Source organism: Bacillus sp. FSL W7-1034, assembly GCF_038593365.1.
GTDB lineage: Bacteria > Bacillota > Bacilli > Bacillales > Bacillaceae > Bacillus > Bacillus altitudinis.
Genome location: NZ_CP151989.1, coordinates 3,176,912 through 3,191,338, shown reverse-complemented (window position 1 = coordinate 3,191,338; position 14,427 = coordinate 3,176,912). Strand labels below are relative to the sequence as shown.

Annotated in this window: 11 protein-coding genes and 1 other annotated feature; of the genes, 3 read left to right on the top strand and 8 right to left on the bottom strand. The window is 39.7% G+C overall.

Features of this window, described 5'->3' with window-relative positions; all coding sequences use genetic code 11:
- Positions 1–124 precede the first annotated feature (124 nt).
- Together NST73_RS16505 and NST73_RS16500 are read left to right on the top strand one after the other, a co-directional pair.
- Positions 125–799 (top strand): NAD(P)H-dependent oxidoreductase, encoded by a 675-nt coding sequence (locus tag NST73_RS16505; protein WP_035701558.1) that lies wholly within the window; start codon positions 125–127, stop codon positions 797–799.
- A 91-nt stretch (positions 800–890) separates the two neighbouring features.
- Positions 891–1,115, top strand: a binding site (T-box leader).
- Between the two features lie 75 nt (positions 1,116–1,190).
- Positions 1,191–2,540 carry an amino acid permease gene (locus NST73_RS16500; protein WP_342499226.1) on the top strand — a complete coding sequence of 450 codons (1,350 nt, stop codon included), beginning with the start codon at positions 1,191–1,193 and terminating at the stop codon, positions 2,538–2,540.
- Between the two features lie 48 nt (positions 2,541–2,588).
- Here NST73_RS16500 and NST73_RS16495 read toward each other — a convergent pair whose 3' ends face one another.
- The 8 genes from NST73_RS16495 to NST73_RS16460 all read right to left on the bottom strand — a co-directional run bounded on the left by NST73_RS16495 (position 2,589) and on the right by NST73_RS16460 (position 13,789).
- On the bottom strand, positions 2,589–3,581 hold the full coding sequence (locus tag NST73_RS16495) for a glycosyltransferase family 2 protein (RefSeq protein WP_282745845.1): 993 nt from the start codon (positions 3,579–3,581) through the stop codon (positions 2,589–2,591).
- A gap of 31 nt (positions 3,582–3,612) precedes the next feature.
- The gene (locus NST73_RS16490) at positions 3,613–5,727 is read right to left on the bottom strand and encodes a glycosyltransferase family 39 protein (protein WP_326377342.1); all 2,115 of its coding nucleotides are present in this window, start codon (positions 5,725–5,727) and stop codon (positions 3,613–3,615) included.
- A 148-nt stretch (positions 5,728–5,875) separates the two neighbouring features.
- Positions 5,876–7,294: an ATP-binding protein gene (locus NST73_RS16485; RefSeq protein WP_212359817.1), complete on the bottom strand. Its 1,419-nt coding sequence runs from the start codon at positions 7,292–7,294 to the stop codon at positions 5,876–5,878.
- Positions 7,291–7,977 carry a response regulator transcription factor gene (locus NST73_RS16480; protein WP_025208049.1) on the bottom strand — a complete coding sequence of 229 codons (687 nt, stop codon included), beginning with the start codon at positions 7,975–7,977 and terminating at the stop codon, positions 7,291–7,293. Before NST73_RS16480 ends, NST73_RS16485 begins: the two co-directional genes overlap by 4 nt.
- Complete coding sequence (locus tag NST73_RS16475) at positions 7,974–8,957, bottom strand: YncE family protein (RefSeq protein ID WP_342499225.1); 984 nt, start codon at positions 8,955–8,957, stop codon at positions 7,974–7,976. The genes NST73_RS16480 and NST73_RS16475 overlap by 4 nt, the downstream gene beginning before the upstream one ends.
- A gap of 268 nt (positions 8,958–9,225) precedes the next feature.
- The gene (locus NST73_RS16470; protein WP_342499224.1) at positions 9,226–10,560 is read right to left on the bottom strand and encodes an MFS transporter; all 1,335 of its coding nucleotides are present in this window, start codon (positions 10,558–10,560) and stop codon (positions 9,226–9,228) included.
- 40 nt (positions 10,561–10,600) lie between these two features.
- On the bottom strand, positions 10,601–11,173 hold the full coding sequence (locus NST73_RS16465; RefSeq protein WP_342499223.1) for a TetR/AcrR family transcriptional regulator: 573 nt from the start codon (positions 11,171–11,173) through the stop codon (positions 10,601–10,603).
- 90 nt (positions 11,174–11,263) lie between these two features.
- Positions 11,264–13,789 carry a PEP/pyruvate-binding domain-containing protein gene (locus NST73_RS16460; RefSeq protein WP_342499222.1) on the bottom strand — a complete coding sequence of 842 codons (2,526 nt, stop codon included), beginning with the start codon at positions 13,787–13,789 and terminating at the stop codon, positions 11,264–11,266.
- Between the two features lie 284 nt (positions 13,790–14,073).
- Here NST73_RS16460 and NST73_RS16455 point away from each other — a divergent pair, with 284 nt between their 5' ends.
- Entirely contained in the window at positions 14,074–14,319 is a 246-nt protein-coding gene (locus NST73_RS16455; protein WP_008348197.1) for a CsbA family protein, read from the top strand.
- Positions 14,320–14,427 lie beyond the last annotated feature (108 nt).

The following is a 14,427-nucleotide window of genomic DNA, read 5'->3' as shown; positions in this document are numbered from 1 at the left end:
TTTACCATAGAGATAGACATCACACATTCGGGTTGTTTGTTTTCCTATCATAACAATTTCTATTAGGGAATGGAAAGAAATTGGATTGTGGGAACACACCTGTTCATTAGAAAGGATGAATAATATGCGAGACAAAGAGCTATTAAAAAAAGAAATCATTGAGGCGTATGAATTCCGTCATGCGACAAAAGAGTTTGACCCAGCGAAAAAGATTCCAGAGGATGATTTTGCATTTATTTTAGAAACAGGAAGACTTTCTCCAAGCTCTGTAGGGTTTGAGCCTTGGAAGTTCCTCGTTATTCAAAATGAAGCATTCAGAGAAAAATTAAAAGAGTATACATGGGGGGCGCAAAAGCAGCTTCCAACTGCCAGCCATTTTGTGATCATCTTGGCAAGAACAGATGCCCGCTATGATTCAGCATATGCAGAATACATCAACAAGCAAATCAAAGGAATGACAGACGAAACGTTTGAAATGGTCAAGGGGCGCTACAGAGAATTCCAAGAGAACGATCTTCATCTACTAGAAAATGACCGTACATTATTTGATTGGGCTTCAAAACAAACGTATATTGCCTTAGGTAACATGATGACAGCTGCGGCACAGATCGGCATTGATTCATGCCCAGTTGAAGGATTTAGCTACGATCACATCCATCGTATCTTAGAAGAAGAAGGGTTACTGGAGGATGGTCAATACGACATCTCTGTCATGGCAGCCTTTGGTTATCGTGTCACTGAGCCAAAACGCGGCAAAACACGTCGCCCGATGGATGAAGTAGCTGTTTGGATTCGTTAATCGCTGTTTGTCTGAAAAAGGCTGTTGACAATTGCGTGGTTAGTCAGTATATTTAAAAAATAAAATCTTTGACGAATATACAAATTTGACTATAAACGCTTTGACTTGAGAATAGTAAATGAACATCCGTTTTTTAAGAGAGCTGCGGGTCGGTGCAACGCAGTAAAACGAATCATTGAACTCGCTCAAAGAGCGGTAAGACTGAATGAATAGTAAGTCTTTACGTGTGACCTCCGTTATCGGGTTTTAAGTTGGATTCAGCCATGGCTGAATCAATAAGAGTGGTAACGCGGTTGCAAGGTCAGTCGTCTCTTCCAGGAGATGGCTGGCCTTTTTATATGCTTTTATCTCATATTTGTCTGAAGATTCAAATTTAAAGGAGCTATAGAAAATGGAAAAGGAACATGTGCAGTTAAAACGAACAATGACATCAAGGCATATTATGATGCTTGCGCTTGGCGGTGCCATCGGTGCTGGTCTGTTTAAAGGAAGCAGTTCTGCCATTGATATTGCGGGTCCTGCTGTCATTTTGGCATACATGATTGGTGGTCTTATTTTATTATTTATTATGCAAGGACTTGCCGAAATGACCGTTGCACGACCTGGAGCAAGAACATTTCGTGACTTGATTGAACCTGTGTTAGGAAAGTATCCGGCCTATTTCTTAGACTGGATCTATTGGAAGATGTGGGTGCTGAACATTGCAGCAGAAGCGATTGTGTCGGCCATCTTTATTCAGTACTGGTTCCCACAAGTGCCAATCTGGATGCTTGTGTTAATCATTTCACTTGTAGTCACAATCATTAATGTTTGCTCAGTCAAAATGTTTGCTGAAACAGAGTATTGGTTGGCTTCTATTAAAATTGCTGTCATCATCTTATTTATTATCATTGGATTTACCATGCTATTTGTCTCATTCGGACAGCATGCAGCACCTGGATTGTCTAACTTAATGGATCACGGTGGATTTTTCCCAAATGGTACTGGCGGATTAATTGCAGCAATGCTGGTTGTCGTGTATTCATATGGTGGGACGGAGATGATTGGGGTCACGTTAGCAGAAACAAAAAACCCTGAAAAAGTCATCCCAAAGGCCATTCAAAGTACGTTTGTACGCATCATCGGTTTTTATGTACTACCGTTCTTTATCATTGTCAGCTTAATCCCTTGGAATCAAGTAAACAATGAGCAAGTAAGTCCATTTGTGACAGTGTTTGCAACGATCGGAGTACCGTATGCCAGTGACATCATGAATGGTATTATCTTACTAGCGATTTTGTCTTCTATGAACTCTGGCTTGTATGCTTCATCACGGGTGCTTTATACACAGGCAATGGATGGCCGTGTATGGAAAGGATTCTCCAAGCTGTCAAAACAGCAGGTGCCTGTTCGAGCCATCCTTGTATGTACATCTACCTTGTATGCAGCTGTATTGATTTCTCTTTTTGTAGGAAGTCAAACGTTTAATTACTTAATGGGCTCTTTAAGTTACACAGTTCTATTCATCTGGTTTATCATTGCCGTCGGTCATTTGAAATCTCGAAGCGTCGCACAGCCAGGCGGATATCGCGTGAAGCTGTATCCTTTCACAACGTGGTTTTCCGTTATTGCGATCATGGCCATTTTTGTCGGCGTTGTATTCAATACACCAATTGTTCAAACGCTGGTCACAATGGGCATTTATTTAATCATTACACTTTCTTTCTTTATTAACAGAAAACGGTTTGAAACAGCCGTCTAATTTATTAAAAAGCGTGCAGGACCTTCTGAAGGGTCTCGCACGCTTTTTTTAATGCTGTTTATATTGCTTGAAGTGGACAGGGGATTGAACGGGATGTGGCTTTGCCTGAAGGCCATAGCTATCCCTGACGATATAAAGCGGCCGGTCCTTGGCTTCATCGTAGATTCGGCCGATATACTCCCCAATCATGCCTAACATAAAGAGGATGATCCCGCTAAAGAATAGCTGAATGACAATTAATGAACTCCAGCCGGTGATGGTGCTGTTTGTAAATAGCTTTAAATATAAAACTAGAAACATCGAAATGAAGCCAATAGCTGAGAGGGAAATACCTGCCACGCTGGCTAGCTTTAAAGGTTTGTAAGAAAAAGATGTGATCCCATCCATCGAGAGCTTGAGCATCTTTTTGAGAGGGTACTTTGTTTCTCCTGCCAACCGCTCATCTCGAACATATTCTACCGCAATCTGTTTGAAGCCAACCCAGCTCACTAATCCGCGGACAAATGGGTTTTTCTCGCGTATTTTTCTCATTTCATGACACACTTTACGATCCATCAATCTAAAGTCGCCGGTGTCAATAGGAATATCTACTTCGGTGATTTGACGTAGCACTCGGTAGAAAAGGGAAGCCGTGTACTTTTTGAAAGCTGTTTCGCCTTTTCGTTGCGTGCGGACCGCGTATACGACCTCATAGCCTTCCTTCCATTTTTCAATCATGTCTAAAATCAATTCAGGTGGATCTTGTAAATCCGCATCAATCACTACGACAGCTTCTCCCTTTGCATAATCCATTCCCGCTGTAATGGCAATTTGATGCCCAAAGTTACGAGAAAAATCAATAAGTCTCACATGCGGATCGGTCTGGCAGTACCCTTTAATCAGTTCAGCTGTTCGATCTATACTGCCGTCATTGACGAAGAGAAGCTCATATGCTTCTCCCGTCGAATCCATGACGGTCTTGAGGCGCTGATACGATTCATGGATCACAAGTTCTTCATTATACACTGGGACTACAACAGAGTATTGTATGTTCTTTTCCATCAGTCATCGTTCCTCCCTTTTAATAGATGAATTAATCAACGGATAGTTCATAAAGAGTACCGCTCTCCATTCCGCCCATTCGTCCATTTGACTGATCATTTTGTTCTGATTGTTGGCTGTCTGTTTGCTGATTCGTTTTGGATGTAGAGCTGTTCTGCCATTTAGAAGCAGATACTTCTTTGCCATTTTTTTGAATCCAAGTGAGAATGTCAGAGCTGCCGCCTCTCATACCAGAAAGATAGAAGTATTTGATTTTGCCGTCTTTAACGAGCTGTTTGAATTCATTAAGCGTGAGAATGTTATCAGATCCACTAAATCCACCTAATGCCATAACAGCTTTTCCTGTTTTAATAATGTAAGGCGAAGCAGTGGTTGCATCTGTTGTCCCGAATAGGAATTCTTCTCCCGTATTGTTTTTCTCAAGATAGCTGATCAGCTTTTCATTGACTTGTGAACTCATGCTGCCACTTGAAGTTGCAAGCTGAGGGCCAGCCTCTGGCAGCATACTGTTTCCTCCGTAAAGAAGAGGTGTGCTTGCCCAGTATAGGGGTGCGATCAGCATCCCAAGGATGGCAATGAGAGACATGAATTGTTTTAGTTTTTCTTTCCCTTTTATCAAAAGTAGAGAAAGGATCGTTCCAATACCAATGATACCGACTGCAATGCTTAATCCAAGACCGATTGTGCTTGTAAATGTGGATAGGATAAAGATTTCAAATGCGGTTGTGACGAATATCGCAATTGGAAGCAGCCATTTTTTAAAGCCAGTTCCCGTTTGAAACAATTGAGTCATAGACACCCATCCGGCTCCTGCTAATACAGCAATTGGCGGTGCCAGCATGATTAAATAATAGTGATGGAAAAATCCTGCTACACTGAAAAATGCAGCAACAGGTATAAGCCAAGCTAACCAAAATAGTGTTTCTTTTTGTTTTGTATTGAGACGTCTTCTTTCAAAGGCTGTCGAGAAGAAGAGACCAATCGCACCAAAGAGCGCAAATGGAAGCAGCCAGCTGATTTGATCGGACAGTTCAGATTGGAACAGACGTAATGGCCCTTTTGTTCCTGTTCCAAACATGCCAGAACCACTTCCCATTTTTCCGCCCCCACCATTTGGCGGTCCATCACCATTACCGCCTGAAGGCATATCAGGTGGTGTTGTGCCGTTTGCACTGCTTGGTGGTCCTTGCATGGAAGGCTGTTCCTGACTGGATGATTGGTTTGAATTGTCTGAGTTGTTTTGAGTCCCATTTGATGGCGGCTGAGGCATGGTGGAAGAATTATTGTCATTTTGCTGATCACCCTGCTGTGAAGGTGGCTGTCCCTCACCCTGATTTGTGCCGCCTCCTCCGCCAGACTGTTGACCAGTCAACCGCTGAAGACCATTGTAACCAAAGGCTAATTCTAGTGCTGAGTTCGATTGACTTGATCCCATATAAGGACGATTGTCTTTGGAAGTGAGATCAACCGCTATAGACCATGAAGCAGATACACCTAAAAGAACAATCATCGAAATCATCAGCGATAACAACTTTTTCTTCCATGTCGTTCGATAGGCAATGATGTAAAACAGGACGAGAGCCGGTACAATCATATACGCTTGTAGCATTTTTGTATTAAAACCGACACCGATCATTGCAAAAGAAGCAATCGCCCAAAGCACTTTCTGCTGTTTCACAGCCTTGAACATCATGGCTGTTGCGAGTAAAAGAATAAAGACGAGTAAGCTGTCAATGTTATTTGTACGAGATACAGCAACTGCGATTGGTGTACACGCCATAATAAGCGCTGACAGTCTTGCAGCAGCCTGGCCAAATGTAGGTTTGACTAGGCGGTAGATTAAATAAACAGATCCAATGCCAGCTAAAGCTTGGGGTAAGATCACACTCCAGCCATGCAGGCCGAAAATTTTGGCACTGATCGTTTGCAGCCAGAAGGCGAGCGGTGGTTTATCAACCGTGACATAACCTGAGGGATCGAACGAAGCAAAGAAGAAATTATGCCAGCTTTGCATCATACTTGTGACCGCCGCTGTATAATAAGCGTTCACCGTATCGTCGTTCCAAATGTTATAAATGTTTAAAATGGCAGATAAAATCAATATGAAAAATAAATAAAGATCAAATTTCTGAAAGCGTCTAATCAAAAGCTTGTCACTCCTTTTTCTTAACTTGAAAAAAGTGTAACAAGCAAATATGAATAAATTGTTAATAAAAAAAGGCCAATTCTTTATTTTTCTGTTGAATAAAAACAGCTCTAGAAAAGAGCTGTTTTGTTTAAGATGTCATCTTATTTTATGAGGAGACAGGCGGAGTTTCAGTGCTCTCTGCACTTGGTAATTGTATAATAGCGGTCGTACCTAGGCCTTGTTCAGATTGAAGAACGAACGTGCCACGATGTTTTTTTATAATTTGATAAACAATGGCTAGTCCAAGACCAGAGCCGCCATCTTTTCTTGTGCGGGCTTTATTCACTCGATAAAAACGCTCAGAAACATGAGGGAGATCTCCTTTTGGAATTCCGCTGCCTTCATCTGTAATTCTCAATTTAGCAGTTTGTTGGTGAACGAATAATTCAATCGAAATCGATTTTCCTGAAGGCGTGTAATGGATGGCATTGTCCAATAAATTACGAACGACTTGCTCAAGTCGATCGCTATCACCATAAATAATACAATCCTCTTCGAGTTCGCGGTTGAACGAGATTCTCTTTTGACTAGCAATGAATGTCATTTGATCAAGAACATCATGAATAAGCTGCGCAAAGACGATCGGCTCCATCGTTAGTGGGTAAGATTCCCCCTCTAACTGTGCGAGATCAAGAAGGTCATGTACGAGCCGGCTTAATCTTGTGGATTCGTCTTGAATAATCTGCATGCCTTTCTTTTGATCAATAATGCCTTCTTCAATTCCTTCAGCATAGCCTTTCATATAACTTAAAGGCGTTCTCAGTTCGTGGGAGACATTGGCAAGGAACTCTCTGCGATGCTGTTCAACTTTTTCTAAGGTAGAGGACAGTTTATTAAAGGAACGGCTCAGCTGATTTAACTCATCCCCTTTTTTGGTCACAGCCATGCGTTTTGAAAAATCACCAGATTCCATTTCCATTGCAATTTCTTTCATTTGATTGATCGTCCTTACGACTTTATTAGAACTTTTATATCCAATAAAGAAAATCAAAAGCAGGATAATTAAAATAGAGATGCCAAGCGTTAATCGAATTTGAACAAACGGTTCATACACATCAGATAAAGGCATAGAGAGGAAAATGGTTCCTGATAAATCATTTTTGTTTGAGAACACAGGGATGGCAATCCCGAGAATATCTTGATGAAACTGGGGGTGTTCTCTAATTAACACAACTGTTTTCCCCTGAAGAAGCTTTTGGCGTTCTTTAAACGTAATGAGGTTATCGTTTGTATTCGTATCGAAAGGAATACCGCTTGAAAGCTCCATAGGATCATCAGTAAAAATAACACTTGCCTGGCTTGAGTCATTTGCCCACTTCATTCTGTCAGTAAAATATGTGTCTTTCCCGTGTTTGTGATAGATTTCTGCCAGCTTCTTTCCTTGTAAACTTAAAGAGTCAATCTGTTTATCTATATATAAGTGCTGGTATAAGTAATAAGTCAGGGCAAGAGCTGAGGCAGCAACGATGCCTATAACGGAAAGGATTAAGAAAAGCACTTTCCTTTTAATAGATAATGGCTTCATTTGTCCTCCTCAAACTTATAGCCGACACCCCAAACGGTCTTAATATACCGTTCCGCTTCCTTTAATTTCAGTCTTAGTGTTTTAATATGTGTATCGACTGTTCTTAAAGAGCCACTAGGTGAGTGTGATTCCCACAATTTTTGATAGAGCTGTTCACGGGAAAAGACTTGGCCTTGATTGAGCAGAAGAAACATAAGTAAATCAAATTCTCTTCTTGTTAAATTGATGGGCTCTTGCTTGAGATAGACTTGTCTGCCATCTTGATCGATCTCCAAGTCACCAATCATGATTCGACTGCGCTTTAAAGAAAGACCTCTAATTCGTCTTAATGTCGTTTCAATTCTAGCTGCAAGCTCACGTAGACTAAAAGGCTTCATGATGTAGTCGTCTGCTCCAATTTCCAGCCCCTTAATGCGATCCTCTTCATAACTTCTAGCTGTTAAAAATAAAATAGGGATTTGAGAGGTTTGCCTGATGCGCTGGCAGACTTCGAATCCATCCATATCTGGCATCATAATATCCAATACAACAAGGTCAATGGCCTCTTTTTCAAGCTGATGTAAGGCGCCCGTGCCATTATTTGCAGTTATCACGTGAAAGCCTTGTCTTTGCAAAAAGGATCCGATTAACTCAAGCATATCTAATTCATCATCTACTATTAAAATATTCATCTGTTCTTTCATTTCTTTTCCTCCAACATGATAGCATAAGGTCCTGCTGGGATGTTCAGTCGGTTCTTCAACATAAATGTATGTTTGTCGATGACGGATACTGAATTGTCATCTAAGTTACTGACATATATAGATGAGGAATCAGCAGTGATATAATTCGGATTTTGACCGGTCTCAACAGAGGAAAGCAGTTTGTTTTTCTTGGTATTTACTTTATATAGTGTATGGTCTCCATGACATAATACATATAAAGTTGAAGAGTTTTTTTCTGAAAAAAACGCGACTGGCATAACACCTAGTTTGATTTCTCGCTGTTTCTTACCTGTTTTAGGGTCGTAAGCAAAAATGCTCTTATTTAATGTGCCCGGTTTACCGTGTCCTCCAACCCAAATAGAATGCCCATCAAAATGAATGCCAGATGGCCGTTCTAGGACGGAAATCGTTCGTATCTTTTTTTTCTTTTCAATATCAATGACTGAAACAGAATGACTTTTTGCATTTAAAACAAACAACGTTCCAGAAGAAGACAACGCCATAGAAGAGGGGAATGTCCCGGTCTTCACAGTTGCTTTTATTTTCTTGTGCACTGTATCGATAAAATAAACGACATTTTTCTCTGAATCGGTCACAAGTAAAGTGTTGGTATCCGCATCATACACAAGTGAAGTCAGACCTTTATTCACATCCATATAGTCCGCTGCTGTTCCTTTTTTTAAATTGATTTCTATAAGAGATTGTCCTTCCTTACTTGATGCAATGATCACGTCTTTGTTGATGTGAACAAGATCAGTGAGAGGATGTTTTAAATCAACGGAAGAGACAATTTTATTTTTTTGTAAATCAACGATTGAAAAGGAGGCTTTTTTTAGTTGAGAAATGACAGCAATTGATTGAGAGCTGCCAGGGGGCGTAAATTGCTGGTCTTTTCCGCAGCCTGCTAGGAAAAATAGTAGAGCTGACAAGCATATTAAAAAATATTTCACTCGTTTCATCCTTCTGCTCCTTTGGTGCTCTATTTTCAAAAAGCATAACACAAAAATTGTGAAAAAAAATCGAAGTTATGAATGCTGGAAGATATGAAAAGAAGTTTTTAGGTGGGGAAGTAGAGGTAAATGAAAGCTGAAATTTCTTTTTCGTTTATTCATATGACATTTTTTCATGAGTAAAAGATCATTTTCACAGTTTGATCATTGTATCCATAATCGGTTACAGTAACAAATAATCATAGCTCCCCCGCCCTAAATAGAGCGAAGGGAGTCATTAAGCAGAGTGTTCAGATGAATGAGAAGTGGGTTTCGTTTTTAGACGATGAGAGAGGAGGAAACCAAGAATACCTGCGCCCATTAATATGATAAATAAAGATTGAAAACCACTTAATATACCAATTAAAGTAGATGAAATGATACTTCCGAAATATCTAAAGGTAGAAAAAATTCCAGATGCAGAGCCGGATAAACTCTGATCAACAGATGTTAAAGAAGCCATCTGCATGCTAGTCATGCCAATACCTGATGAGATCCCCCCAGCGACTAATGTGATGATAAGGAGTGGTAAATTTGGGTAGCTGCTTAGTGTGATCAGCATAACACCTGATAAAGTAAGACAGAGAAATGAAAATCGAATCATTTTTTTGGCGCCTTTTATTGGATGGAGCTTTGCCCCGAGTAATCCACTAATCGACATACAGAGTGAAAAGATCGAAAGGAAAATCCCGCTTTGTGTATGAGAAAGCGCGAGTTTTTGCTCCATAAACAGCGGCATAATGAGAAGAATCGCGTACATCACAAAATTACTAAGCATGATAGAAAGGTTAGCGTTCGTAAAGGTACTGTTTTTAAATAATGTCAAATCAATGATGGGATTTGTAACTTTACGTACGTGTTTGAAAAATAAAGGAATGGAAATGACCGCTAGAACGCCATAGATCATGTATTCGTTTAATAATTGGCTTTTAGTAAACAAAATGAGTGTGGCGATCCCGATTGTTAAGTATAACGAACCGATGATATCTACATTGGCTTGTAAACGCGCATGTTTCATCTTCGGAATCATAAAAACGCCTGTCACAAGTGTGAGAATTAAAAATGGTATATTCACTAGGAAAATGGAATGCCAGTCAAAGCTCTGAATGAGAATAGAGCCGATAAAAGGTCCGAGTGCGGCACCAATTCCCGCTCCAAAACCGAAAAAACCCATAGTTTTAGAAAGCTTTTCATGTGATACTGTTGCTCGAATTAAAGCAATGCTGTTCGGTGTTAATATAGCTCCGCCTGCCGCTTGAATTGATCGGAAGCTAATAAGAAAAGCAAGATTAGGTGCGAAAGCACATCCAATGGAGCCAATCAAAAAGAGTATCACACCAGCTAAATACATGCTGCGGTGGCCGTATATATCTCCCAGCTTACCCGCAATAGGTTGAGTGACTGCCATGACAATTAGATAAATCGTGACCACCCAAGTAATGTTTGATATGGATTGATCGTAATAAGTTGATATGGATGATAGAGCGACTGCGATCATGGTTGAATTGACTGGAACTAAAATAGCTCCAAGCAGCAAAGAATAAATGATCAAGTTCTCTTTTTTAAGATTCAATGTGTTTACCACCTTTGTAAAAAAGAAGAATTTCACCCAATTAAGTGGGGGAAATTCCTCTCATGAAAATGTGTGTGCATGTCTCAATAAAGTCTTCTTTTTGTGTTAAAACAAGCTGAATGTCTTGCTCTAGCTGTTGAATGAAAAAGCCAAAATACGTGCTAATAAATATATCAGCATAGATGTCTTCTTTTCCTTCTAATACACGATGCTGAGCACTCATTTTTTTGAAATAATGAATCAGCATGTCTCTCAATTCTTGAGGATAAATTTTTTCATGGTCTGTTAAATCTTTAAACATAGCGGGTTCTCTTATGCTGATATAGATAAATTCTTTTTTTGAAGTCAAATCTTCAAGGAAATAGCTACCGAGAAATTTTAAATCGGTGTATAAATCGTCTTTAAATTCAGCTTCAAGGGTTTTGGTCGGTGTTGATTTCATTTTCATAATGGCAGCAATCACGCCGCGTTTGTTTTTAAAGTTACGAAAAATTGTCGCTTCACTTACATTCGCTTTTGTCGCAATTTCTTTTGTCGTTGTTTTTTGATAGCCCTTTTCAGACAATAATTCCATTGTTGCGCGAATGATCCGCTGATTTGTTGATTTTAACAAGCATACTCACCTCAGGTTATGAATGTGTTTGCAACAAAGTAAGTATACCGATAAAATCTGTGACCGCCAATATGATCCAAACAGTGACGACTATGCCCGTGAATGCTGATTTAATAACTGGATACGCCCATTGGCTCCATCTACTGTCACGAGGTCACCAGATTTTAGTTTTTCAGTTGCGATCCGTGTACCTAAGACAGCAGGTATCATATATTCTCTAGCGATAATAGCGGAATGGGACAAAATGCCGCCAGAATCGGTGATGACTGCTTTTGCGTCTCTAAATAAGCTGGTCCATAAAGGTGTCGTTGTTTTACAAACTAAAATGTCATCTTTCTCAAATTGTGAAAATTCATCAGCAGATGTAATGACTCTGACTCTTCCGGAAGTAATGCCGCTAGATGCACCAATTCCATAGATTGCATCGTCTGTGTTGTTTTCATTTTCCCTTAGCGAACCGAGCATTCTTTCTACTTGCTGCAATTCAGCTTCAGAAGGCGTTCCTGTATAAGCTGGTGGTTGGATGGATTCATTTTCCTTCATTTCAATTTTTCTTTGCTGAATGATCGAATCGTATGTGGTCGAAGTTGTGAGCGCATTGAGTACTTCATCATCGTAAAGATGCCAAAGGTCTTCTTGATGAGGGATCGCTCCTTTTTGAACAAGAAGTTCACCAATTTTTAAGAGATAGAGTCTCGCTTTTGCATCTAACATGGCATCAATGTAAAAGTGATGATCATCTCGAATATTGGCTGCATGGAGTGCAAAATGATAAAGTTCCTCAAATTTTGTTTTAAACGCTTCATCTGTCACTTGACTGATAAACTGTTCATACGTTTCTTGCCTTTTGATCACGGCTTGTGCAAATTCTTCATCAAAATCAGATTGATACCGAATGTTGTTTCTAATGATGTCCAAGACAAATTCAGGATTTTCCACCCATGTTTCCTCTGTGAAATCATGGCTTTTAACAGACCGCCAACCATAGACTTGGAGAAAAGCTTCTACGTCGGAAATGAAGTTTTTTCCTTTATCTGTGTGATTGAGGGCAAATAATAGTTCAGCATTCGTTGAATGATCTTTAAATGCCTGAAGAAGCTCGGAATCTTGAAGAACGTCTTTTGCCAAGTGAGATAGCTTTTGATCTGTTTCAAGAGACTTGTTCATCACACCTATCATCATTTCATGCAGCAGAACGACTTGTGTTTGATCCCCAGTATATGTGACAAGCATGTCTTCAATGATCGCTGATAGAATGACTTGAGGTATGACAATATCAAAATGGTCGTCATACGCTCTTAGATAAATCTCCTTTAATTCTTGAAAGCCATTAATGGCTTCCTCAATTGTTAGCGGTTGAGTGATTTGCTGATCAAGTTTTTCGTATAATGGGAACAAGTTTTGCTTTAAAATGCGATACATTCTTTCGCTTAAACGAGGAAACATTTCGAATAGGCTCTCGTCAAAAACTGGTTCCTCTGACGCTTCTGGCATAGACGGTGAAGAATACAAATGACCTCTATAAAGCTTGATATCTTTAATATTAAGGTCTGGTACTTGATACTTCTCTCCGTTTTTCTTCATCCCGTTTTTTAAAGCAGGTATGATCAAACTTGAAAAAAGAGGACTTGTGGGTCCAGGCATATGATCGTCCATTGAGATCCAGAAGTCTTGCAGCTCTTCAGGTTTCATTTGAAAGGCTGCACCTGAGGAGCCATTTGCTGTATTGGAAAAAGAAGCAGTAATCGGTCTTGCTTGAAGTAAATAAAAAGTACCATCTGACATGCCGAATTCGATATCTACTCCATGTCCATAAAGTTCTTCTACTTGTTTTGTCATTTTCGTGATTTGGATCAATTGATCATCTCGAAGACAAAATTGGCCAGCCATCTCCTCACCTACGGGTTGTTCAACGACGCCCTCTTGACAGGGGACAATTTGCACTTCTTTTGTTCCTAGTGATTTTTCAATAGAGTACGTTTCTTTGTTTACAATAAATGTATCTGGCGTCACAAGGCCGGAGACGATGGCTTCTCCTAGTCCATAGCTTGCAGTCATCATGACTTCGTTTGTTTTTCCTGATACAGGATTCTCACTAAAGATGACACCAGAGATGTCAGAATGGATCAAGCCTTGTACAACAACAGCCATGAGCGGCATCTCTTCCTCGTTCTCAATCATTTCTTCCTTATATTCTGTGACTCTTGCTGCGAAGTAAGACGACCAACATTCTTTGACGGCTTGCAAGAATTCTTCATTTGTTTTGATATTTAAATAGGTCTCGTATTGACCTGCAAAGGAGGCGCCTTCGAGATCTTCCGCAACAGAAGAGGATCGCACTGCAACGGACGGATATGTTTTCAACAATGATTGAAAGGATGAAAGTAATTCTGTCTCCATTTGTGAAGGAAACGAAGCTTCTGTGATTTTTCGGGCAAGATTTTGATCAGTTGGATGGAAATTGTGATATGAAAGAAAGCTTGCAAAGCTGTTCGTTTTAATAATAAATCCATCTGGAACTGGCAGTCCGTGATTGTTTAATTTAATTAAATTCACGCCTTTTGCCCCTGCGAGTGATGCGGATTCTTCAGCCGCATGAAATAATACTGAATACATGGGAATGCCCCCTTATCCAAATAGCCAATGGTTTCATTTGTCTCTTTTTGTTTTTTAAAATGATAGTGCGCACTATCATTTTCATCATAGAATTTATTGGATGTAACTGTCAAAGACGTAAAGACCTATCTTTAGAAAGGGGACGTTTTCACTAATTTTCCTCCTCATCTATATCAAAAGTCTTCAACCGAGAAGAAAAAAGCTGAAATTGAAAACTGTGAATTGTTCATTATGCCAATCTTTACTATAATCAAGGGAGTAGACCATGTAGAGGGAGGGTTTTTGTGATTACAAAAGCCATATTTGCACTTGTTTTTCCTTTCTTGCTCGTTATTTTATTTTCAAAGGTTACTTATAATCATTACGTTGGCATTGCATTAACAGCAGCGCTTTTATTTGCTTCGTATATGAAAGGCTATACAGAAACCTACTTTATCGTAGGATTAGATATTATTTCTTTAGTGGCCGGGGCATTGTTTATGGCCAAGAAAGAAGTCGAAAAAAGAGAGAAGGCTGAAAAACATCATTGATGTGATCCCTCTTGATGAAAAGAAAATATTTTTGATTGCAGGAGCTGTGCTTACGATTCTAGTGAGTGCAGCTTTCTTTTTTGTGGTTTTTCTGCTGATCGAATATCT